The organism is Phocaeicola sp. GP0067 (genome assembly GCF_031119655.1).
In the GTDB taxonomy this organism is placed as follows: domain Bacteria; phylum Bacteroidota; class Bacteroidia; order Bacteroidales; family Bacteroidaceae; genus Phocaeicola; species Phocaeicola vulgatus.
On sequence record NZ_JAVHZY010000002.1, the window covers coordinates 115,237 to 139,116 of the forward strand.

24 protein-coding genes and 2 tRNA genes are annotated in these 23,880 nt (G+C 41.2%); 8 read left to right on the forward strand and 18 right to left on the reverse strand.

From position 1 onward, the window contains the following. Positions 1-111: 111 nt before the first annotated feature. Entirely contained in the window at positions 112-402 is a 291-nt protein-coding gene (locus RE317_RS02270; protein ID WP_005847373.1) for a DUF721 domain-containing protein, read from the reverse strand. Further along, complete coding sequence (gene recF / locus RE317_RS02275; RefSeq protein WP_005847371.1) at positions 399-1,514, reverse strand: DNA replication/repair protein RecF; 1,116 nt, start codon at positions 1,512-1,514, stop codon at positions 399-401. Before recF ends, RE317_RS02270 begins: the two co-directional genes overlap by 4 nt. Before the next feature lie 152 nt (positions 1,515-1,666). Here recF and RE317_RS02280 point away from each other — a divergent pair, with 152 nt between their 5' ends. From RE317_RS02280 to RE317_RS02300, 5 genes are all read left to right on the forward strand, one after another. Beyond that, positions 1,667-2,344 (forward strand): tetratricopeptide repeat protein, encoded by a 678-nt coding sequence (locus RE317_RS02280; protein WP_005848164.1) that lies wholly within the window; start codon positions 1,667-1,669, stop codon positions 2,342-2,344. 92 nt (positions 2,345-2,436) lie between these two features. Then, entirely contained in the window at positions 2,437-2,943 is a 507-nt protein-coding gene (gene ribH / locus RE317_RS02285; RefSeq protein ID WP_005848165.1) for a 6,7-dimethyl-8-ribityllumazine synthase, read from the forward strand. A 111-nt stretch (positions 2,944-3,054) separates the two neighbouring features. After that, positions 3,055-3,137: transfer RNA gene (locus tag RE317_RS02290), tRNA-Tyr, on the forward strand. 9 nt (positions 3,138-3,146) lie between these two features. After that, a tRNA-Gly gene (locus RE317_RS02295) sits at positions 3,147-3,219 on the forward strand. A 139-nt stretch (positions 3,220-3,358) separates the two neighbouring features. Beyond that, positions 3,359-4,063 carry a pirin family protein gene (locus RE317_RS02300; RefSeq protein WP_005848166.1) on the forward strand — a complete coding sequence of 235 codons (705 nt, stop codon included), beginning with the start codon at positions 3,359-3,361 and terminating at the stop codon, positions 4,061-4,063. Positions 4,064-4,285: 222 nt separating this feature from the next. Here the strand turns inward: RE317_RS02300 and RE317_RS02305 are convergent, their stop codons facing one another. The 7 genes from RE317_RS02305 to RE317_RS02335 form a co-directional block, all read right to left on the reverse strand. After that, on the reverse strand, positions 4,286-4,492 hold the full coding sequence (locus tag RE317_RS02305; RefSeq protein WP_234945071.1) for a hypothetical protein: 207 nt from the start codon (positions 4,490-4,492) through the stop codon (positions 4,286-4,288). Positions 4,493-4,733: 241 nt separating this feature from the next. After that, entirely contained in the window at positions 4,734-5,492 is a 759-nt protein-coding gene (locus tag RE317_RS02310) for an exodeoxyribonuclease III (protein WP_005847361.1), read from the reverse strand. Between the two features lie 160 nt (positions 5,493-5,652). Continuing rightward, positions 5,653-6,018, reverse strand: a complete 366-nt coding sequence (gene secG / locus RE317_RS02315) for a preprotein translocase subunit SecG (RefSeq protein ID WP_005847359.1) — start codon at positions 6,016-6,018, stop codon at positions 5,653-5,655. A 5-nt stretch (positions 6,019-6,023) separates the two neighbouring features. Next, on the reverse strand, positions 6,024-6,776 hold the full coding sequence (locus RE317_RS02320) for a hypothetical protein (protein WP_005848169.1): 753 nt from the start codon (positions 6,774-6,776) through the stop codon (positions 6,024-6,026). A gap of 16 nt (positions 6,777-6,792) precedes the next feature. Further along, positions 6,793-7,320, reverse strand: coding sequence for an LptE family protein (locus RE317_RS02325; RefSeq protein ID WP_005847355.1), 528 nt, complete (start codon positions 7,318-7,320; stop codon positions 6,793-6,795). Then, entirely contained in the window at positions 7,307-8,572 is a 1,266-nt protein-coding gene (locus RE317_RS02330) for a sigma-54-dependent Fis family transcriptional regulator (RefSeq protein ID WP_005847353.1), read from the reverse strand. Before RE317_RS02330 ends, RE317_RS02325 begins: the two co-directional genes overlap by 14 nt. Before the next feature lie 166 nt (positions 8,573-8,738). After that, the gene (locus tag RE317_RS02335) at positions 8,739-10,046 is read right to left on the reverse strand and encodes an inositol-3-phosphate synthase (RefSeq protein WP_005847351.1); all 1,308 of its coding nucleotides are present in this window, start codon (positions 10,044-10,046) and stop codon (positions 8,739-8,741) included. Between the two features lie 135 nt (positions 10,047-10,181). Here RE317_RS02335 and RE317_RS02340 point away from each other — a divergent pair, with 135 nt between their 5' ends. Continuing rightward, complete coding sequence (locus RE317_RS02340) at positions 10,182-11,078, forward strand: PfkB family carbohydrate kinase (RefSeq protein ID WP_005848170.1); 897 nt, start codon at positions 10,182-10,184, stop codon at positions 11,076-11,078. A gap of 53 nt (positions 11,079-11,131) precedes the next feature. On the opposite strand, the gene RE317_RS02345 is transcribed toward RE317_RS02340, so the two are convergent. The 9 genes from RE317_RS02345 to rlmN are packed head-to-tail and all read right to left on the reverse strand — an operon-like array spanning position 11,132 to position 19,910. Further along, the gene (locus RE317_RS02345) at positions 11,132-12,331 is read right to left on the reverse strand and encodes a sugar MFS transporter (protein WP_005847347.1); all 1,200 of its coding nucleotides are present in this window, start codon (positions 12,329-12,331) and stop codon (positions 11,132-11,134) included. A 6-nt stretch (positions 12,332-12,337) separates the two neighbouring features. After that, positions 12,338-13,060, reverse strand: a complete 723-nt coding sequence (locus tag RE317_RS02350) for an HAD family hydrolase (protein WP_005848172.1) — start codon at positions 13,058-13,060, stop codon at positions 12,338-12,340. 4 nt (positions 13,061-13,064) lie between these two features. Continuing rightward, a complete protein-coding gene (locus tag RE317_RS02355; protein ID WP_008782111.1) occupies positions 13,065-14,066 on the reverse strand; it encodes a lysylphosphatidylglycerol synthase transmembrane domain-containing protein in 1,002 nt (333 codons plus the stop codon). Continuing rightward, on the reverse strand, positions 14,063-15,013 hold the full coding sequence (locus tag RE317_RS02360; RefSeq protein ID WP_117873610.1) for a CDP-alcohol phosphatidyltransferase family protein: 951 nt from the start codon (positions 15,011-15,013) through the stop codon (positions 14,063-14,065). The genes RE317_RS02355 and RE317_RS02360 overlap by 4 nt, the downstream gene beginning before the upstream one ends. Before the next feature lie 7 nt (positions 15,014-15,020). Continuing rightward, entirely contained in the window at positions 15,021-15,872 is an 852-nt protein-coding gene (locus RE317_RS02365; protein ID WP_005847337.1) for a hypothetical protein, read from the reverse strand. A 19-nt stretch (positions 15,873-15,891) separates the two neighbouring features. Then, the gene (locus RE317_RS02370) at positions 15,892-16,602 is read right to left on the reverse strand and encodes a sugar phosphate nucleotidyltransferase (RefSeq protein ID WP_005847335.1); all 711 of its coding nucleotides are present in this window, start codon (positions 16,600-16,602) and stop codon (positions 15,892-15,894) included. A 41-nt stretch (positions 16,603-16,643) separates the two neighbouring features. Beyond that, entirely contained in the window at positions 16,644-17,744 is a 1,101-nt protein-coding gene (gene pdxA, locus RE317_RS02375) for a 4-hydroxythreonine-4-phosphate dehydrogenase PdxA (protein ID WP_005848175.1), read from the reverse strand. A 26-nt stretch (positions 17,745-17,770) separates the two neighbouring features. Then, positions 17,771-18,835: a DUF4837 family protein gene (locus tag RE317_RS02380; RefSeq protein ID WP_005847331.1), complete on the reverse strand. Its 1,065-nt coding sequence runs from the start codon at positions 18,833-18,835 to the stop codon at positions 17,771-17,773. 25 nt (positions 18,836-18,860) lie between these two features. Beyond that, a complete protein-coding gene (gene rlmN / locus RE317_RS02385; protein ID WP_005847329.1) occupies positions 18,861-19,910 on the reverse strand; it encodes a 23S rRNA (adenine(2503)-C(2))-methyltransferase RlmN in 1,050 nt (349 codons plus the stop codon). An 86-nt stretch (positions 19,911-19,996) separates the two neighbouring features. On the opposite strand from rlmN, the gene RE317_RS02390 reads away from it, so the two are divergent. Together RE317_RS02390 and RE317_RS02395 are read left to right on the forward strand one after the other, a co-directional pair. Beyond that, positions 19,997-22,468 (forward strand): DUF4922 domain-containing protein, encoded by a 2,472-nt coding sequence (locus RE317_RS02390; protein ID WP_008669973.1) that lies wholly within the window; start codon positions 19,997-19,999, stop codon positions 22,466-22,468. Positions 22,469-22,524: 56 nt separating this feature from the next. Continuing rightward, the gene (locus tag RE317_RS02395; RefSeq protein ID WP_005847325.1) at positions 22,525-23,841 is read left to right on the forward strand and encodes a SpoIID/LytB domain-containing protein; all 1,317 of its coding nucleotides are present in this window, start codon (positions 22,525-22,527) and stop codon (positions 23,839-23,841) included. Positions 23,842-23,880: the final 39 nt, after the last annotated feature.

Consider the following 23,880-nt stretch of genomic DNA (forward strand, 5'->3'; position numbering starts at 1 on the left):
CAAGTGCGGACTTTACGAGAAAGATAAGAAAAATCCGTCAAAATCCGCACCTGACAAGAAGTATTGCAGGAAACTTCGGGGATACCAAAGAAACAGCAGAAGACCATCCTGTCAACGGAAAATAATATTGACTATCACTTGTGCGCCGACCTGCTTATTCAGATTTTTCACCAATAAATCACGCCCCATCATCAACTCTTGACGAAGCACGGATGAAGTGAGATGTACATAAAGAATTTGATTCTTAATATAAAGATTACTCGTATATTTAGTAATGGCAGGTCCCACCACATCTTTCCATGCCTGTATCAGACGATACTCGTTCAGTGGCGCCTCCAAAGCATTCTGCCGGAAGAATTTCCGAATCATTTCCCCTATTTGTTCCGCATCATTACGTTTCATTCAGCCATTTCCTTTCTTTCTGTCACTTCTCCATCTTCTACAGCAAAGACTTTGTATTCTCTTTCTATCTTCTTCAATATTTTATCCAAATGATCCCGATTGGTATCCGTAATGAAAATCTGCCCGAAACGATCTCCGGCTACCAGTTTTACAATCTGTTCCACACGAAAAGCATCCAGTTTATCAAAAATATCATCCAACAACAATAAAGGAGTAGTATTGCCGCCCGTTTTCTTCAAAAAGTCAAACTGAGCTAATTTCAAGGCGATAAGATAAGTTTTGTTTTGTCCTTGTGACCCCTCCCGCTTTATCGGAAAATCCCCCAACTGCATAATCAAGTCATCTTTATGAACTCCCTTCAACGAATATCCCATTACACGGTCGCGCCGACGGCTCTCCTTGATAATATCCAGCAATCCCCCACTCATAGCATGAGATTCATACGCCAGATTCACTTTCTCTTTATCTTGAGAGATATAAGAATAAAAAGACTGGAAAGTAGGTATAAACTCAGCAATAAACTCACTACGCTTCTTAAAGACGACCTCACCCGCAGATGCCATCATCTCCTCCCATACCAGCATTAATTCCTCATCGAATTCCTGTTCCGATTTCAACAAAGCATTACGCTGCGTCAATGCTTTATTATAACGTATCAGCGCATCCAAATATTCCTTATCATATTGCGATATCACCACATCCATAAAACGACGGCGCCCGTCACTACCTCCTGCAATCAGCTCCGCATCAGCAGGAGACACCATTACAAGGGGAATAAAGCCAATATGATCCGATAAACGGTTATATTCCTTTTTATTCCGCTTGAATTGCTTTTTCTGACGACGTTTCAATCCACAATATACCTCTTCCGGCTCACCTTGGTCTGTTTCATAGAAACCCTGAATTACAAAGAATTCTCCTTCATGACGGATATTTTGCGAATCAATAGGATTAGTGGCACTCTTACAAAAAGAAAGATAATAAACCGCATCCAGCAAATTTGTCTTCCCCATACCGTTTTGTCCGATAAAACAATTCATCTTCGGCGAGAATTCCAATTCCGCCTGCTCCAGGTTTTTATAATTCAATATCGAGATGCGTTTCAGTATCATAGAACTTCTATTTAATTGAGGATACAAAATTAGAGATAAAAACGGGAAAAACTAAAAAAATATGCCCGTAAATTTCATTAATACATAGAAATGAACTACTTTTGCTGACCGAAAAAGAATATCCGAAAAATAATAAAAAAGTAAATATAAAAATGGCAGAACAAAAACACACTCAGGACCCATTAGATATGGAAGAAGCACTGAGTACCTCAGAAGCATTCCTTATCAAGTACAAAGGAAGAATCCTTGGAACTATTGCAGCAGTAGTGATTATCATAGCTGGTTTCATGGGATATAAGCATTTTATTTCTGACCCCAATGAAGTAAAAGCATCAGAAGCTTTATTTAAAGGAGAACAATATTTCGGAGCTGATAACTTTGAAACCGCATTGAATGGTGACAGTATCGGTTACAAGGGTTTTCTGAAAGTAGCAGATGAATTCAGTGGAACCGCTGCTGGTAATTTGGCCAATGCTTATGCAGGTATCTGCTATGCACAGTTGGGTAAATATGAAGATGCAGTGAAATATCTGGATAAATTCAGTGCTAAAGACCAGCTGGTGAGCCCTGCCATTTTGGGAACTATCGGTAACTGTTATGCTGAAATGGGACAATTGGACAAAGCTGCAGGAACTTTGCTGAAAGCAGCGGATAAAGCAGACAGCCAGGCATTGAGTCCTATCTATTTGATCCAAGCTGGTCAATTGTTCGAAAAGTTGGGCAAGAATAGTGAAGCTGTTAAAGCATACACTTTGGTGAAAGAAAAATACTTCAATTCTTACCAGTCAATGGACATTGATAAGTACATCGAACGTGCATCCATCAAATAAGAAAAGAATATACCTTAATGATATAAAGAGGTTGTCTGCACCTGTGTACAGATAACCTCTTTCTTTTATTAAACCACTAAAACTAAAAAACAATGGCAACAGCGTATCATAACTTATCTGATTACGATTTCAATTCAGTTCCTAATGCAGAAAATATGCGTTTCGGTATCGTAGTATCCGAATGGAACAATAACATTACCGGCCCCCTATTGGAAGGAGCCATAAGTACCTTGAAGAAACATGGCGCAAAAGATAAAAATATTTTAGTACAAACAGTACCCGGCAGTTTTGAACTGACTTTCGGTTCTGCACAAATGATAAAAAGTGGAAAAGTAGATGCAGTGATTGCAATAGGCTGCGTAGTTCGTGGCGATACTCCGCACTTTGATTATGTATGTGCCGGTACCACTCAAGGTATTGCCCAACTGAATGCCGAAGGAGATATTCCTGTAATCTATGGTTTGATTACTACCAATACTATGCAACAAGCAGAAGACCGTGCCGGTGGGAGATTAGGAAATAAAGGGGATGAATGTGCAATAACTGCCATCAAAATGCTCGATTTTAAAGAGAAATTGCAAAAAACGCAGATTTTTTGAAAAAAAGTTCTTGTATAATTTGCATATTCAAAAAAAAGCCGTACCTTTGCATCGCAATTGAGAAACAAACCTACTCAATGAGAGAATTGAGATAGACTCTTAAAAGCGAATGGGCAAATACCAGAGTGGCCAAATGGGGCAGACTGTAAATCTGCTGTCTTTCGACTTCGGTGGTTCGAATCCATCTTTGCCCACAAAAAATTGCGGAAGTAGCTCAGTTGATAGAGCATTAGCCTTCCAAGCTGAGGGTCGCGGGTTTGAGCCCCGTCTTCCGCTCTATAGAAGAGATGATTTGATCATCTCTTCTTTTATTTTACACCGCCCCGTTTTTTTCATTACTCAACAATGTTCCAAACTTTTCAACTTCTAATTTGTTATATCAATAACAACATTCCAATAGAAAAGACATTAAGTTATGAAGACGATTATTGACAAAGCCAACACGAGAGGTTATTTTAATCATGGATGGCTAAAAACTTACCACACATTCAGCTTCGCAGATTATTATAATCCCAGACGTATACACTTCGGTGCTTTGCGCGTATTGAATGACGATACAGTGGCTCCCGGAGAAGGTTTCGGCATGCACCCGCATAAAAATATGGAAGTAGTATCCATTCCTTTACAAGGATATTTAAGACACGGAGATAATGTACAAAATGAAAGTACCATCACCCCCGGAGAAATTCAAGTAATGAGTACAGGAACAGGTATCTATCACAGTGAATACAATGCCAGTAAAACCGAAGATCTGAAATTCCTGCAAATCTGGGTGATCCCTAATGTAGAGGAAACCAAACCTGAGTACCATAATTATAATATCCGCCCGTTATTGAAACGTAACGAACTGGCAACTTTCATTTCTCCTTCCGGAAACACACCGGCACATCTGTTGCAGGATACCTGGTTTTCAATAGGTACATTTGATGCCGGACATAGTGTAATATACCGTATGCACAAACCTCGCACAGGCGTTTACATTTTTGTTATAGAAGGAGAGATTAATGTAGCAGGCGAAAACCTTTCACGCCGTGACGGTATCGGTATATGGGACATTGAAAGTGTCACTATCGAAGCCACTTCCGAAACACAGATACTGGCTATTGAAGTAGCTATGTAAACCATATTATTCATGGCGCAATCATCCAAACGGGAAATTTGCGCCACAAATACCTCTTTACTTCCTTATCTTAACCCCATTTTTCTACAAATTTTATACGCCACACGGTCTACAGAACAAAATTACACATCTAGCAGACCAACTCTTTCTTCAAACGAAAGTCCTAATACAAACAATTTTTGAAGGTATATACAATAATAAACAGATTATTCCCTCTCCCAATTATAAGACAGCCGGAGCTGTGTTCAAATATCCCTTATCTTTTAGTTTAGCAAAGATTCCGATATTGACAATCTGTACACATATTCTAATCTTTATAATAAAAACAGGGAACAAACGGTATTCCACCATCAAATACTTGAGATATCCTCTACTATAAAAATAAGAACTTCCTTCTGAATGGCCGAACGCAATCCACTTTCCATCCATACACTGGCTTTTTGTAATAAACTCAATTGACACGCAAGCACAATCAATAGAATAATAATTATACCTAACTCTATCTGTACTTTTCATTATAGTTTATTTTTTCAAAGTAAAGATAAACAAGAATCAATAATTTACGGAAGTAAAACAGAGAGAGTCTTTCAACGACACAAACCTCAGATTATCTTTTAATTATAGATAATCTGAGATTCGTGTTGAAACAAAAGCTTTTTCAGAGTGTTTCTTAGAGTTCTATTGTCAATTCTACCGGACAATGATCTGAGCCAAAGATATCCGTATAAATATGTGCACCTTTCAACCTATCTTTCAGTGAATCGGAAGTGAGAAAATAATCAATACGCCAACCTGAATTCTTTTCACGGGCTTTAAAACGATAAGACCACCATGAATAGATTCCTTCCTGCTCTGGATAAAAATAGCGGAACGTATCCGTAAAACCGGACTCAAGCAAAGTGGTAAACTTGGCACGTTCCTCATCAGTGAAACCTGCATTTTTACGGTTTGTCTTAGGATTCTTCAAGTCTATTTCCTTATGCGCCACGTTCAGGTCACCACACACAATGACAGGTTTCTTTTCTTCCAGTTTTTTCAGATAGGCACGGAAATCATCTTCCCATTTCATTCTATAATCCAACCGTCGCAATTCTTCCTGCGAATTGGGAGTATACACAGTAATCAAATAAAACGATTCCAATTCAAGAGTGATTACCCGTCCTTCGTGATCATGCTCTTCTATGCCTAAACCGTATGTCACAGATAACGGTTTGACTTTAGAAAAGATAGCTGTGCCTGAATACCCTTTCTTTTCAGCATAATTCCAATAGGAGTGATAACCTTCAAACTTGGCATCCAGTTGCCCTTCCTGCATCTTTGTTTCCTGCAGGCAGAAAAAGTCTGCTTCTAAACGATGGAAAACATCAACAAAACCTTTATCATAACAGGCTCGCAAGCCATTTACATTCCATGATATGAATTTCAACATGATTCTTTTATTATTTGTAGATTAAAAACATTCCAGAACAAAAGTAAGTACAAAAGCATACTTATCAAAGCAAAAAAACTTAAAACAAAAAAGCGTCCTATTTTCGTAAACGAAACAGGACGCTTATCCTTATTAATTAAGGAAAATGTTTTCTCTATAATTACTGTGCCGAATCACTGGGAGCAGGAGTTTCTGTTGCAGCGTCATTTGTTTGCGGAGCAGCGAAACCTGAAGGTGCATTCAGCGGATTAGTAGCTCCTTCTTTCACTGCCTCTTCCATGATTACAGAAGAATCTGTATGAGCGGCAGGAACAAAATAAGCAGTAAGCACACTACATGCCACCATAAAAGCAGCTAACCCCCATGTTAATTTCTCAATAAAATCTGTAGTCTTGCGAACACCCATTATTTGATTTGAAGAAGCAAAACTAGAAGCCAAGCCTCCACCTTTTGAGTTCTGAATCAGTACGACAAAGCACATCAAAAGAGCTGCAAGCACAATTAATCCAATAAGTAATAAATACATTTTCTTTATTTTGATTTAGTGTTAATAATCAATTTCTCCAAAAATCTTATTTGGTCTGCAAAGTAAGCGTTTTTTTTTGGATATTTCAAATTTAATTTTTTAATAATTTCAAGAGCCTTAGAATATCTTTGCTGTTTAACGTATATTTTAGCCAATGTTTCAGTGAAATAGCTTTCATCCTCCATATCCTCTTCATTATCTTCCGACTCCTCTTCTTCAGAAACTTTATTCTTCACCGGTGCCGCCTCTTTTATTCCTAATTGAGGTAACAAAGGTTCCTCTGCCGACTTTTCAATGAAGTTGTCTATCAAATTCTGTCCTTTCATCTGAGGTATATCATCAGACACATGTTCTTCCTCATGCAATAAAAAAGAAGTATAATCTGTTGTTACATCCATTGGTAATTCCATAACAACGGGCTCTTCAGGCAAAGAAGAGAGAAAAGTATCGATCAATGAAAGAGTACGATCCAAACCAGCCTCTTCCTTAGGTAGGTCTTGTTTTTCAAAGGAAGATACAGTAAAACGCTCCCCCTCTATCAGATAAAAAAGAATCTTGCGGTCAGCTACATACAATGCAGCCTTACGTAGTTCCTCACCAAATGTTATGTCATGCAATAAAAACAGATTCTTCAGATAAAGCAGTCTCACCGTCTGAAAATATGGATAACGCGCAAGCAGCGTCCGCAACTCGTACAAAGTATCCCGATTCAATCGTTCAGGATGCGTTATCCATTCATATAATTGTTGTTGTATCATGACGGAAAATCACTCACTACCAGTTTGCCACTGTAGCATTGAATATTTGCTCTACAATTTCTTTAATCATTTGGTTTACCAACTCATCCTGCACAGCACTTAACTGCTGATTGGAATTATATTCACGACTAGCCGAAAATTGCTGTCCGTTCATATTTTCCGTAGGATTGGAACTATTGACAAAATTCACTCTCACCGTCATACGCAATTCTACCATACTAGAATAGCCATCGGATCCAATTCCTTTATTAAATGCCTCATAATTCGTTATCTCACCAGACAATTGCAGGTCACCACTGCGCTTGACTTGCTTTAAACGAGTTTGTTGCATATAAATATCCTGTAATGCCGTATTGAACATATTCTCCATCGGTCCCCAAACAAAGCCAGCTGAACGGTTTGGGAAATTCTCAAACGAAATAGTCTTTACCTTTGTATAATCTATAGACGATCCGTTAAATTTATATGAAATAGAACAAGCAGTTACGATCCCCGCCAGTACCATCAACACACCAACTACTTTCAATTGTTTAATCCAAACCATATTCTTTTATTTTTCTATAAAGTGTTCGTTCTGAAATATTCAAATCTTTTGCTGCATTCTTACGCTTTCCATGATGACGGTCGAGCGCCTTACGTATCATTTCCTTCTCCACTTCGTCCAATGACAAAGTGGCTTCTTCTACAACCTCCTCCGTATCCTGAATATCATCTACTACAGGATGAGCCGGTTTGGCGGCAGAAATTATGGTAGGCGTAGCAGGCACCACTGTAGCAACTAAATTCCGTTGCGGTTCCTGATAATAAGAAACTGCCGTAGTAGCTGGTGCCGTCGGAACAGATTGCGCGCCACGTTCCGCCATCAGTGTATTGACTAACTTCTTCAAGTCAGTCACATCACGCCGCATATCAAACAACACCTGATACAAAATCTCACGCTCACTTTCAAAAGCCTTCCCTGTATTTGCTTTCACTCCAAACAAAGCAGGCAAACCAGAATTCACATGTTGTTCCGGTAAATAATTTCTCAAAATCTCTGCCGTTATATCCCGGTTAGTTTCAATAATAGATATCTGTTCAGTGATGTTTTTCAACTGGCGCACATTACCGGGCCACGAATAAGCCAGCAACAAAACTTTCGCATCTTCTGTCAACTGGATAGCCGGCATACGATATTTCTCAGCAAAATCTGATGCAAATTTACGGAAAAGTAAAGTTATATCATCTCCACGCTCACGCAAAGGAGGTATTTTAATAGGTACAGTGTTCAAACGATAATACAAATCCTCACGAAAACGACCTTCAGCAATGGCTTCCGTCAGATTCACATTGGTAGCGGCAACAATACGCACATCCGTTTTCTGCACTTTAGATGAACCTACCTTAATGAATTCACCACTTTCAAGTACACGTAACAGACGTGCCTGAGTAGCAAGAGGCAACTCTCCTACTTCATCCAGAAAAATGGTTCCACCATTGGCTTCGGCAAAATAGCCATTACGGTCACTGATAGCGCCCGTAAAAGCACCTTTTTCATGTCCGAAAAGCTCTGAATCTATAGTACCTTCAGGAATAGCCCCACAGTTCACCGCTATATACTGTCCATGTTTACGGCGACTGAACTGATGAATAATCTGTGGGAAATTTTCCTTTCCCACCCCACTTTCACCGGTGATCAACACTGACAAATCAGTGGGTGCCACCTGGATAGCCACGTCTATGGCACGGTTCAACCCTTCGGCATTACCAATAATACCAAATCTGAGCTTTACATTTTGTATTTCTGACCTAACCATATTCACTCTATTATATGACAAAATTACAAATTCTCAGGCAGACAACAAGAAATTATGGCAGAAAAATAAAAAATAAGACGTGGATTTCACGGATAGATACGGTCTTTAAAAGAAAAACCGTGAAAACCCGCGCAATCCACGCCCGAATAAAAAATCCTGTTATAAATTAGTCGATTTCTTGATCGGCCTCATAACCACCCATTTCACGAATGGCATTTTTCAAAATAGCATACTGCTGGAAGAGGTGATTGACAGGAATTTCGTTTTCAGTATAATCATGCATCGGACTCTTCAAGAAGAAACTCAAGAAACGTTGGATACCAAAACGTCCTGCACGTGCAGCCAGGTCACTCAACAATACAAGGTCCAAGCACAGAGGAGCAGCAAGAATTGAATCACGGCAAAGGAAATTAATCTTAATCTGCATTGGATACCCCATCCATCCGAAGATATCAATATTATCCCAACCTTCTTTATTATCATTACGAGGCGGATAGTAATTGATACGTACTTTATGATAGTAGTCTGTATACAAGTCCGGCTGATCTTCCGGAACAAGAATAGATTCCAGTGTAGATAATTTGCTGACCTCCTTCGTGTGGAAGTTAGCCGGCTCATCTAACACCAAACCATCACGATTACCTAAAATGTTTGTAGAGAACCAACCGTCCAAGCCTAAACAACGGGTTCCAATAATCGGTGCGAAACCTGATTTAACCAACGTTTGACCCGTCTTGAAATCCTTGCCGGCAATAGGCATTTTAGTCTTTTCAGCCAACTCCCACATAGCAGGAATATCAACAGTTGTATTAGGTGCTCCCATAATGAAAGGACATCCTTCCGACAGTGCAGCATAAGCATAGCACATAGACGGAGCGATATGAGCCTTATCATCATCTTTCATAGCCTGTTCCAATGCCGCCAATGTTCCGTGTATTTTTTCATCAACAGGAACATAAATCTCTGTAGAAGCAGCCCAAAGAACGACAATACGGTCACAATTGTTAGCCACTTTAAAATTGCGGATATCTTCACGCAACTGTTCCATCATATCCCAACGATTCTTGCAATCTTTCACATTATCACCATCCAGACGACTAGCATAGTTGTGGTCGAAAGCAGCTTTCATTGGAACTATTTTCTCCAATTCATCCTTTACAGGATTAATATCTTTCTCTTTTAAAACCTCAGCATTGACTGCTGATTCGTAAGCATTAGCCGGATAAACATCCCATGCACCAAACACAATGTCATTTAAGTTTGCCAATGGAACAATTTCACCATAATGCAAATACTTTTTATTCTCTCCACGGCCAACACGCATTTTATCATATTGAGTCATAGATCCGACAGGTTTTGCCAATCCCTTACGAGCCATCAGCACACCTGTCATAAAAGTTGAAGTAACAGCGCCCAATCCAACACAAAGAACGCCTAATTTACCGGTTGCCGGTTTCACATTCATTTTTTCCATTCTAATTTCTTTGTTAAAATTGCATCTCATAGCAGAGATTAAGATAATTTGTGCCAAAGTTACACCTTCTTTTGAAAACTTCCATGCTTTTTCTAGTTTTTTTTGTAGCTTTGCGACCGTTTAATATAAATAGGTATGAATGATATTTGTTGCATAGGTCACATTACATTAGATAAAATAGTAACACCCAGAAAAACGACTTATATGCCCGGCGGGACTTCTTATTATTTCTCACACGGAATCAGTCACTTAAAGGATACAAAGCATTATCAGCTGGTCACGGCACTAGCTCCAAGTGAATTTAAAGCTGTTGAAGATATTCGTGCTAAAGGCATCAAAGTTACTGTTATTCCTAGTCACCGGACAGTGTATTTTGAGAATACATACGGTGAGAATCAAGACAACCGCAGCCAGCGGGTATTGGCTAAAGCCGATCCCTTCACCGTAGAACAACTAGAGAACATAAATGCTCATATTTTTCATTTGGGAAGTCTTTTAGCAGATGATTTCTCTTTGGACGTTGTGAAATATCTTTCTACCAAAGGTATATTAGCTGTAGATGCACAAGGGTACTTACGTGAAGTCCGAGGGGAAAAAGTTTATCCGATAGATTGGACAGACAAAGTAGAAGCACTAAAATATATTGACATTCTAAAGGTAAATGAACATGAAATGGAAGTGCTTACCGGTCAGACAGACATAAAACAAGCTGCCCTACAACTTGCAGAATGGGGAGTAAAAGAGGTATTGATTACATTGGGAAGCTTAGGGTCTATAATTTATGCGGAAGGTACATTTCATAAAATCCCTGCCTATCCTCCTAAAGACATAGTAGATGCCACTGGCTGTGGAGATACTTATGCTACCGGATATTTATATATGCGTAATAAAGGGGCTTCCTATGAAGAAGCCGGTTGTTTTGCAGCAGCTATGTCGACACTGAAACTAGAGGCATCCGGTCCTTTCAGCAAAACCGAAGAGGATGTATGGAATATCATCCGAACCAGTTCTTTAAAAGCTGAAAAAATTTAAGAAGAAATGGACAATCCCGATAAAGCCTAACAACTGTATCGGGATTATTCATTTCAGTTTCTTTCCACGTCAGCATACCACGAATAGAATAACACAATACAAAAAGAAACAAATGGTATGATGAATGATAAGGACATGGTACTATTATCTGCCACATAACCCATCAGCACAGGACCAACAGCCCCTCCTACGGGAGACATCATAAGGAAGGAAGAAGCCCGTTTGGTCTTTCCACCCAATCCCTTCAAAGATATGGCAAAAATAGTGGGAAACATGATGGCTTCGAACACGTATACCAAAAACAAGGCTATTAATGAAATCTTTCCTAAATTACAAACGATAAGAAAAGTAGCCATTACCGTCCCCAAAGCACAGCATAGCAGAACTCTCTCCGCACGGATTCGCTGCATGATCCAACTACCGGCAAAACGTCCGCACATAAACAATCCAAGTCCACCGAAAGAAAGTACTACCGCCGCATCCCGAGCATTCATCCACCCGTCATCCACCACATAATTGATAAAAAAACTATTAATAGAAATCTCCGCTATCTCATAACTGAATAGTGCCACTATTCCGAATAAGAATAATTTATGCGACCATAAACTTCTCTTAACCGTTTCTCCGTCAGCCAAATCGTCAACATGAACAATCTCCGGAAGTTTGATACGGGAAAAAATAAATCCCACTGCCAGTACAACCACTCCCATCAACATATAAGGATACGAGATATTTGCTTCTCCCTTCCCCGAGAACAATAACAGTCCTCCTACTAAAGGACCACAAATACATCCTAGCCCATTAAAAGACTGGGCCAGGTTCAACCGACTGGCAGCTGTTTCCCTATCCCCCAGTTCTGTCATATAAGGATTTGCAGCTGTTTCCAAAAAGACCAAACCGCAAGCAATGACAAACAAAGAGAACAGGAAAAATTCAAATGACATCCAATACTCGCCGGGAATAAACATCAAGGACCCGATTCCATAAAGCAACAATCCGAAAACAACTCCCTTACGATATCCATATTTGGTTATAAACAATCCTGCCGGAATAGCCATTATGAAATAGCCTAGATAAAACATCACCTGTACCATTGCCGAATGAGTACGGGTAATATCCATCACCTCTTGAAAATGTTTGTTCAATACATCAAGAATAGCATGTGCGAATCCCCATAAAAAGAACAAAGAGGTTACTAAAACAAAAGGAACTAAATAGTCCCTTTTCACCAATGCGTGTCTTTGTATTTCCATATCCTATTACAATAATGCAAGCAATTGAGCCAAGTCCGTAATAATTACATCAGGAACAGATTCGTCTATAACTTCTCCTCCCCAACCTTCTCCTTTCAACCAGGCAACGCGACAACCTACAGCTTTGGCCGGAACAACATCTTTTGAGAAAGAATCTCCGACCACCAGCACATTCTCTGCCGCAAATCCCATAGCATCTACTCCAAGTCTATAGATAGCAGGATCCGGCTTACGAACACCCACTACAGAGGATTCAATTATCTCATCAAAGAAATCCAAAAGTCCGAAATCCTTTAAAATAGTCTGTATATTGCCATAAAAATTAGAAACCAACACCAACCTATACCTCTTAGCCAACTCCTTCACTACCGGGCGTGTAACCTGCAATATATCCAACACATAGCCATAACAGCTGTCTGCCACTTTCACTGCATAAGATTGCAGTTGCAACTCATCCATAGGCAACTTTCTCTGTTCCGCCAACCATTCCACCTGAAGTTTAGTCTTGATAGAAAGCACATCATGAAAATTATGCCAAGGCTGGACAAAAGGATATTTAGCCAACGCCCTTTCTCCAAAAACGTATGCCTCACGGAAACTTTCCTTATCCACCGGCACCTGATGTTCCATATACTTAGTCCACAACACTTCCGCCCAATGACAGCTGTTCGTATCTATCGTACCGCCATAATCAAATATAACTCCCTGAATATTTTTCAATGTATCCATTATCTTACTTATTAGCAGGTGTACCATTGCCGACTTTCATCAACAACACACCAATTACAATCCAAATCAATTCACGTACACGGGTTATCAATCCGGTATAAACCCCAAAAGCTCCCGGAATAGCCAATCCTCCTACCGCCAAAGCAAAGCCTCCTTCACGTGCGCCCAATTGCATAGGCGAGAAAAAGAACAAATTGGCAAACAAAGAAGTAAATGCCATGATTAAAATACAAGCTGGAAAACTGACATCCGTTGTCAGAATATTCAATATGAAATACACTTCCAGACATCCTATAATCCGAGCCATGAATTCCAGACTTAACGAGGCATAAAACGTAGATCTACGCTGTTTATGCAGTTCAGCTATCTGACTGTCCACACGTTCCAAAGCCTCGCGTTTATTTTCCGAAAAACGTTTAGCCCATTCTTTGACAAAAGGAATATGCTGAAGCAATTTTAAAGTACGGACAGCCATACCATTCTTGTAACCTTTCATAAAAAAATAAATGGCTAAAAGAGAAACCGCCCCCACAACAGCCAATATAGTTCCCATGGCAATATCTACCGGACGTAGAGCCAGATACAAAAAGATAGAAAAAAACCAAAAACAAAAATGCGAGAAAATATGCATCATCACATAAAGAATTACTGATGAAGTTGCCTTACTGGCCCCAACATAAGGAGTCAGCTCCATAATGCGGTAAGGCTCTCCTCCCATCAATCCCACCGGGGTGGCATAATTCAGTGCAAATCCGGAAACTGTCAGTTTATAAACTTTCCAAAATGGAATAGGTGTTCCCTTTTTTCCATCCCGGATGATAATATACCAAGAAAGGGTATTGAACAGATAAATAATAATCCATAACCCTACCACAGCCGGCAACCACATTCCCGCCCGGCGCAAATTAGCCAGTAGTTCATCATACTCCATATCAAAAGAACAAAGCATCACTACGATGGCTGCAATTCCAAACATCAGGAATATATTTCTATACTTACTTTTCACTTCGTTATGTATTTATGATACAATCGTGCGCAAATCGCCTCATGGCAATGACGCATATATACAAACAAAGAGGTCATCACAACAACCTCGAACACAAAATACAACCATGGTTCGCCAATCAACAAACTGATATATAGAGCAATGGCACGTGTATTAAAAGTCAAGATATTGGTATATTTTATCAAAGGTTTGCTAGCCGCACGAAATTCATCCCGTAATTCCTGTGGAATATTGTCTCCATACTTTTCCTTCACCAATGCATAAAACAGTTGGAAATTAGGAGTCATTCTTTCCTGCTGACGTGTATAATTACCATAGAAATACAAGAAAGCTTTCCACCAGAAGTTTCCCTTCCACGGCAGACTGTAGAAGATTTCACGCTGTTGTTTGAAATTATCCAATTCGCTTCCGCTTTTCCCTTTTAAAAAGTATAAATGAATATTACGATAATAATCCGCCAATGTACATTGTTTGCTATGACAAACAGTACCCGAAACAATAGCCAATATCCAAATAAAAATACCCCAATGCATGCCGTCACCAATATGAAACGGCATGGGTTGGTTCATCAGTCTGAGACAAATTGCCGCATAAATGGTAAAGAACCAAATATCACCGGCAAATCCATCCAACATACGCCCCCACTGGGTTTTCTGTCCTGTCAAACGCGCCAATTGTCCATCCGCACTGTCATAATGATTCGCCCACATCAACAAAAGTATACCCAAAAGAGTATGTTTCATATCAGGATAATAAAACATCACACCAGCACCTATACCTAAAATGATAGAAAAAATGGTTACCACATTAGGGTGTACCTTTAGTTTTTTAAAAAATAATGCCCATGCATAACCTATGGGACGGTTGAAATAAATATCCAGGAACTCCTCTGTGTCCATGGATTTGAAAGAAGCCTCTATTCCTTTCTTCTCACTTTCTGTACTCATGTCTTTTTTATTTCATTTGCTTTTTAGCCCGTTTATAAATGCACTCTGCAATTTTACCTCCCGCTTCCTCACGGCAACGGGCAAAGCTGGGCCAGTCGTTAAAATCGATTATTCGCAGTGTGCCATCAGCTGAAATCACACAATCACCTCCGTAAATGGGCACATTCAGCGCCTCGGCAGCTTTATCACTTTGTATTTTCAATTCCTCTACGCTAAAAGGAATTCCTTTAGCTATCCCATTTATTTTCTCCAGGCCAAACTTGCTGTGCGAACAAGGAGAGGGATAAAACCAATAAAAAAAATCGGTTCCATGCACTCCGTAGAATTTTACCAAGTCACCTTGCAAATGTTCGTTTATGACTGCAACAGGAATACCGCGTTTACGGAAATCAGCCAATATATTTTCTACCTCTTCCTTACAGGTGGCGTAGGCAACATCTTCTTTCACCATAGCGTGAGAGTCACCTCGTTTCACCCAACAAGGATAACAATTTTCCAAATACTCATCTGCCGTAGAAATTATAAAACTTTGCGGATGAGGAACCCCGTTCTTTATAAGTAATTCTGTCATTGGCTTACGCACACAATTATCTATACCGTAGGCAGAGTTTATCACCAATGCACCTTCATCCTCCAAAGACCTCAAACGAGCTATCGTTACCTTATCACGGGCCATATCAAAAATAATATCTCCCTTGACACCCTGTTCCACGAAATCTTTCTCCGCATAAACTTTCACCTCACAGCCCAACCGCCGCAATTCCTCCGTCACCTTATAAAATATGGCGGCATCATTGTCTACATGATTGGGGGAATATTCATTTCCACGGCTTACCCCTATTATTGAAATTACATCCATTCCTTCTGTTGTGTTTAAGTTACTCCTCTTTACCGGCTAGAAAATTTTCAGCTTTCACGATATCACCAGCATGATCTACATCCAAAATTTTTGTAAAAGGATAAGCCTTTAATTTCAAGCCGTCGGCTACCAACTGTCGTTGAAAGTTACGCATACGTGACATACCTTTCTCCATACACCCATGCAACGTCTTAACGGCTGCCGGGGTCAGACAATAAATGCCTCCAGATATATAACGGCATTCGGGAGTCGCCTCATCATGGAAACCTGTTATATCCAAAGCACTGTCCGTAGATATATAAAGCGGTTTTTCATCATCTATAAAATCCGTTACCGCCATATACCCATCTGTTTCCGATTGTTTGAACGTTTCAATAAAAGTCGAAAACTCTTCTTCACGGAATATAGTATCCACAGTAGTCAAGCAGAATTTATCATCCTGCAAATAAGGGCTCAGTTCATAAAAACTGTGCATGGAACTGGGGGTAGTTTTCACAACTACTTCCAATGGGATCTCTGCTTCTGCCTGTAGTTTTGCCAAATGCTCTTTTGTCAATGGACTTTCATTATTAATAATGACAACCACCTTATCAGCTCCGTTACGTACAAAAATCTGTATCAAGCGATCAATCATGGCAACTCCGTTCAGTTGCACCAAAGGTTTGGGCAAAGCAACCCCTTCTTGCGAAAGCCGGGAACCTTCACCCGCTGATATAATTGCAAATTTCATTTCTACTTTTTCTTGAAATTATATTTTAAACCGATCGTCCATTAATCTTCATCATCAATGGTGTCCAATTTCAATTTATCGCTATCATCCCGTTTTTCATAATATTGTTTACGCAGCGGATGTGCATGAATCTCTTTCTCGACAACACGGTTACGGAAAACATCCATAGCCACATAAATAGCCTGGCGAAAAGAATCTTCCAAGGCAACCCCTTGCCCGGCAATATCATACGCAGTACCATGTGCCGGAGAAGTACGTACAATGGGAAGTCCCGCAGTGTAATTCACTCCTTCATCCATTGCCAAAGCTTTGAAAGGAGCCAATCCCTGATCATGATACATAGCTAGAATTCCATCAAAATGAGTATAGTTGCCAGATCCCATAAAGCCATCGGCCGGATAAGGTCCGAAACACTGAATGCCTTTGGCAACCATTTCCTTCATTGCCGGAATTATAATATCACTCTCTTCCGTACCAATCAATCCCTCATCACCCGCATGAGGATTTAATGAAAACACAGCTATACGCGGACTGTCGATGCCAAAATCCTCTTTTAAAGAACGATGGAAAACAGCCAATTTTTCCATAATAAGTTCCTTGGTAATATCTTGTGCTATCTCGCGTACAGGAACATGACCAGTCACCAAAGCTACCCGGAAATCATTCTTCAGCAAAATCATTAACGCCTTCTGTCCTTCCCCCACACGCTCTTCAATATATTCCGTATGACCGGGGAAATGAAAACTCTCCGACTGAATGGTATGCTTATTGATAGGAGCAGTTACCAAAACATCAATCATTCCCTCCCGATAATCCTGCAAAGCTCTCTCCAACGCATCCAAAGCTGCTTTACCAGCCTCCGGTGTCGGTTTGGAGAGCTCCACCTTCAATTCGTCTTCCGTACAATTCACGATGCTCAGTTTATCCGGCTGAGCATCATCTGCAGAATTGACAATACTGAAATTTGTTTGAATATCCATTGCTTTACGATGATAAGCAGCCACTTTAGGCGATCCATAAATAATGGGTGTACAAAGTTCCAGCATGGTAGGATCCGAAAAAGTTTTGAGAATTACTTCATATCCTACTCCGTTGATATCCCCATGAGTAATACCAACTCGTATCTTGTAGTTATCTTCCATCTATATTATATATTATATGTCTCTTCTTACTTTACCCGGCTTGTTGTATCTATTTTTTCTTCCGGAATATTACCACTAATTACAATTTCGTCAATCAAGCTTTCATTGGGCAATCTCAATGTATAAAGTGAAGCTTCCATCTGACGCATCAGATTACGTTTCAATTTATCCGGTGAATAGATAAAGGCCTCAACCACAACGACACGGCCGTTAGCACGATCCACCCGTGCATGAGACACAAACGGACCTCCCATCATGTCACCTTCCATTTCCCATAATCCGCGGGCTTCTTGCGCATACTCTCCTTTTACAACAATATCTTCCACATCTACAAACATAGAGTCTGTTGCCATATACATTCCTTCGCGTTCACCCGGAATATTTGCTTTCATTACAGAATCACGTTTATGAATGAAATAATCTTTAGTAAAGGTATCCTTGTCCGTATAAGGATAAGAGTACATTACAAAATTCATATCCGCTGTAGCACGATTAGTAGAAGCCCACAAAAAATCTTTGCCTTCTTTATAGTTAGCCAGTTCTACCGGCACCCAGATATCACAATCAAAAATACTTCCTACCTTAGTGGAAATCACATCGCTATGTTTTTGTTTCAACAAAGTTATCTGACGATTCATCTCAGCTTTCACAAAGAAATCTATAATCACTTTACTGTTCTTTGCTACAAATTCCTCAAATTCGTCTTCATTAGGAGCCTGAATTGTCATAATCATCTGCGGAGACGCATAAACATCACGGGAAAACTTGAGTTTGGGCTGAGTATAAATATCTTGAATATCCACAATGATGATATTACGGAATATTTTCAGCACACGGTCAAAATGCTGAGGGTCCACATTTGATATACGAAACGAACGTTCCGCCTGGGGCAGTCCGGGCACATTGGTATCCAATACATCAAACAATGCACGTCCTGCAGGACGATCCCATACAGGTTTATTTACTACGACCAATACTTCGTAAGGCCTACCGCTGGACGTGGGGGTAAACAAGTTCTTTTGTCCCTTCTTACAAGAAGCCAGTACCAGAACCACCAGCACCAAACTTAAATAAAATGCTATTCGTTTCATAATTATATGGTATTATTGTTGTTATTTACTGTAATGTAACACCTTTCTCCTTCTGTTGTTTAGCCGTTGACAACATTCCACAAGCAGCAAAAATATCTTCTCCTCTTGAAGCACGGATCGTAGCAAATACGCCATGCTGCGTCAAGTAATCACGGAAGGCAACCATTGTTTCCATATCTACCCCTTCCAAATCCACATTAGGAATGGCATGAAACCGGATCAAATTGACACGACATTCAATGCCGCGCAAAAGTTTCACAATCTCTTTAGCGTAAATAAGTGAATCGTTCACCCCTTTGAATACGATATACTCAAAAGACAGACGCCGCTGTTTGCTAAAATCATAATTATGCAATATATCAATAATTTCCGTAATGGAAAAAGCTTTCTCGGCAGGCATTAAATCCCTTCGTTGCGAAGGAATCGGAGTATGCATACTGATAGCCAGATGACAATCACTTTCATTCAGAAAGCGCTCCAGTCCTTTCTTTAAACCCACAGAAGAAACAGTGATGCGTTTCGGGCTCCAACCGTAACCATATTCTGAAGTCAGAATCTCAAGCACTTTCAACACCTCATCCAGATTGTCGAAAGGCTCTCCCATACCCATGAAAACAAGATTAGTCAGCTTTTCCCTTTCAGGAATAGAATAGATCTGGTTTAATATTTGATGGGCACTCAGATTAGCTGTAAAACCTTGCTTCCCGGTCATACAGAACTTACAATTCATCTTGCATCCCACTTGCGAGGAAACGCAAAGAGTAGCCCGGTCCTCATCGGGTATATAAACCGCTTCAATAAAATTATGAGCCGGTGTACGGAAAAGATATTTCACCGTACCGTCTACCGAACGCATTTCTTCCACCGGAGCAGATGCTCCCACCTCATACCCTTCTTTCAATGCTTCGCGATGCTTTAATGACAAATTGGTCATTTCGTCTATCGTTTCCACCTTTTTATCATACAACCAAGACGTAATCTGCTTTGCGGCAAATTTAGGCATTCCCAGATTCCTCACAATCTGTTGAATCTCATCCAATGTCCTGCCAAGTAATGCTGTTTTCGGAGTTTCCATTTATATTTAAAAGACAATTAGCGTACAAAGGTAGAGAAAAAATAAGATATATTACCTATCTTTGCCGTGAGAAATACTTTTTAACAATGAGAAAAACAATTAATTGCTTTATTCCTTATAGGGAAAGCACAGCGGCAGAACAGACAATCCATGCTCTAAAAGAAAGTAGCATAGTCAACAAAATCTATCTGCTGAACATCGAACCCAACAAGACATTATCCACCCCCGAAGGATGCGAAATATTACCTGTTGATTCACTAACCAGTTCTAAGACAATGAAGATGATTGCTGAAAAAGCAGACACACCTTATATATTGCTCTACACCAAGACTTCTGCTTTGGAACTGGCTTACAAGGCACTGGAACGCATGACGGACTTCCTGCAGGACAGAGAATGCGGCATGGTCTATGCCGACCATCATGAATGGAAAAACGGAGAAAAGAAGAAACATCCCGTCAACGACTACCAACCCGGCAGTGTGCGTGATGATTTCGATTTCGGTCCGCTACTGATATTCAACAGAACGGAATTCATCCTCGCCAGCCTCCAAATGACAGAGGAAAGAGAGTATGCCGCCCTTTATGAACTGCGCCTGCTCCTTACCCTCCATTCTCATCTGGTACATATCAACGAATATCTTTATACGGAAACAGAAAGCGACAACCGCCTGTCCGGCGAAAAGCAGTTCGACTACGTAAATCCCCGTAACAGAGAGGTACAGATAGAAATGGAAGAAGCATTCACACGATACTTGAAATCTATCAATGCCCTCCTTGAACCCATATGTGTGGAAACGGATGTAAAGAAAGGAAATTTCGAATATGAAGCCTCCGTCATCATCCCCGTGCGCAATCGCGCCCGTACCATTGACGATGCCATCCGGTCGGCACTCGCACAAGAAACACGCTTTCCATTCAACATCATCGTCGTGGACAATCACTCGACAGACGGAACCACAGAAATCATCGGTCAATACAAGGACAACAAAGCGGTAATCCACCTTCAGCCCCAACGTACCGATCTGGGCATAGGGGGATGCTGGGACCTCGCAATCAACCACCCCCGGTGCGGACGCTTCGCCATACAGCTTGACAGCGATGACCTGTACAGCGACACCCATACCCTGCAAACCATCGTAGACACGTTCTACAAAGAGCAATGCGCCATGGTAATAGGAACTTACCGCATGACGGACTTCCGGCTGAACACCATCGCTCCGGGAGTGATAGACCATAGCGAGTGGACGAAAGAGAACGGACACAATAACGCATTGCGCATCAACGGTCTGGGGGCTCCGCGCGCATTCTTCACACCTATCCTGCGCGAAACAGGCGTGCCCAATGTCAGCTACGGAGAAGATTATGCCCTGGGACTCATTTTCTCGCGCCAATATAAGATAGGAAGAATCTATGATGTACTCTATCTGTGCCGCCGCTGGGAAGGGAACTCGGATGCCGCCCTGAGCATAGAGCAGACCAATGCCAACAATCACTACAAAGACAGCCTGCGCACCCGTGAACTGGGAATCCGCAAAAAATATACAGAAGAGCTGAAGAACCGGAATGAAATCAAGCGATTTATAGACAGCCAACTGGCGTGCTGGCCACTGGCACACCACAACCACGAGGCATTACAGACTGTACAGACCAAGGAACTGTCCATAAACGGCTACACGTTTGTGGTACAGTGCAATGCACAGCGTGCGGTTTCGACTACCGCCAAAGTGGATAAGGACAGCATCCAAGCACGCCCCTGTTTCCTGTGCAAGGAAAACCAGCCTAAGGAGCAGAAAGCACTGGAAACCATCACTGCAAACAGAATATGCGTTAACCCTTATCCCATATTGCCGGATCACCTCACTATCGCCCATAAAGATCACATCCCCCAACTCATGGATGAGAATATTTTCAGTTACGATGACGTCCGTGCATTCGTACAGAAATATCCGGACTACGCCCTATTCTATAATGGAGCACATTGCGGAGCCTCTGCACCGGACCATCTCCATCTTCAAGGAGTCAGAAAAACTGATGTTCCCATCATCCCGAACGTACAACAGCTGATAACCCACGCACAGACAATCGATATACGCAGCATGTATTTTCCCTACCTAGAAGAAGAGGAAGATTATCCACTAGAATGTAGCCGAATTTACCTCAACACCAAGGACTATCCCTGTCCTTTGGTAATCCTCTCAAGCAACACGCATTATGACGACTCCCTGTTATACAGTGCCCTCGCCGCTTTCCCACCGGATGAAGACGGACAAGAAGCGAAGTTCAACCTGCTGTTATGGAAGGAAGGCCATCTATACTATACGGTGGTTTTTCCCCGCAGCAAGCACCGTCCCGACTGCTACTTTGCAAAAGGCAGCGAACAGATGCTCATCAGTCCGGGAGCTTTGGACATGGCTGGCGTAATCGTCACCACCCGTCAGGAAGATTTCGACAAAATAACAGAAGAAAAAGTGGCATCCATCATAAAAGAAGTGGGAATAACAGTAGAAGAAGCCGAGAAGATACCCGGACGTTATTTTGACGAGAAAGCAAAAAGATAGAGAGAACACGAAGAGATGAAGGAATTACAGCAAGCCCAAAAACAAGACGAATAACAATGAAAGAACCCGAAATAAGCGTAGGAATAGTAAACGCACAAGAAATTCATTTTTCACTGAACGGCAATTTTTTCGCTAAAGGAGAAACAGTCTGTGGTGAACAACAAGTAGCCTTCAGCGAAGGAGGTATTCTGTGGAATGGTAATCTTTACCGCGAACTGACCTTCACTCCACAAGACGAACATGCCTCGTTTTCATTATATGACGTAACCATCGGAATTAATTTCCACTGGGAACGGCAAGAAACCCAAAGTTTTATGGGAACACTGAAACTAGTGGTGGACGAAGGCAAAATCACCGCTATCAATATTCTTCCCGCCGAAGACTATCTGATAAGCGTCATCTCCTCGGAGATGAACGCCACTTCCTCTTTGGAGTTTCTGAAAGCCCATGCCGTGGTATCACGCAGCTGGCTGTTTGCCCAAATAGAGAAACGCAAGGCCTTGAGTGACAAAAACGAAGGCTTTTTCTCCTTTATCAAAACCGATACCGAATACATCCGCTGGTACGACCGCGAAGATCATACCATATTCGATGTTTGCGCCGATGACCATTGCCAACGCTACCAAGGAATAACCAAAGCATCCAGTGCCGCCGTGACCGAAGCAGTAAGAGCCACCCGCGGACAATTGCTGATGTATGAACGCGGCATTTGCGATGCCCGTTTCTCCAAATGCTGCGGAGGAGCAAGCGAGGAATTCGGATACTGCTGGGAAGACAAGAATTATCCCTACTTGTCTACAATCCGTGATGCGGAAGAAGAAGAAAACCGCCCGTTACCCGATCTGACCAAAGAAGAAGAGGCAGAGCGTTGGATACGCACTTCTCCTGTTTCGTTCTGTGACACCCACGATAAAAAAGTCATTTCACAAATTCTGAACAACTACGATCAGGAAACTACAGATTTCTATCGTTGGAAAGTACGTTATTCCCAGGCAGAATTATCCGAACTGATCCGTCAAAATACAAAATCGGATTATGGGGACATCATCGACCTGATTCCTATCCAACGCGGCAAATCCGGACGTATCTGCAAACTGAAAATTGTAGGTTCGCTAAAAACATTGACTATCGGAAAGGAACTGGAAATACGCCGCACTCTATCTTCTTCCCACCTGTTCAGCTCAGCCTTTGTAATAGATAAGGGAGAACTGAAAAACGGCGTTCCCGAATGGTTTCTGCTGACCGGCGCCGGCTGGGGACATGGAGTAGGGCTCTGCCAAATCGGGGCTGCCGTAATGGGAGAACGGGGATATACCTACGATGAAATTCTATTGCATTACTATAAAGGTGCGGACATCCGCCGTTTTTATTAACAGGCCCCGCCCACATGGGCGGGGATTCCATTCGGACTC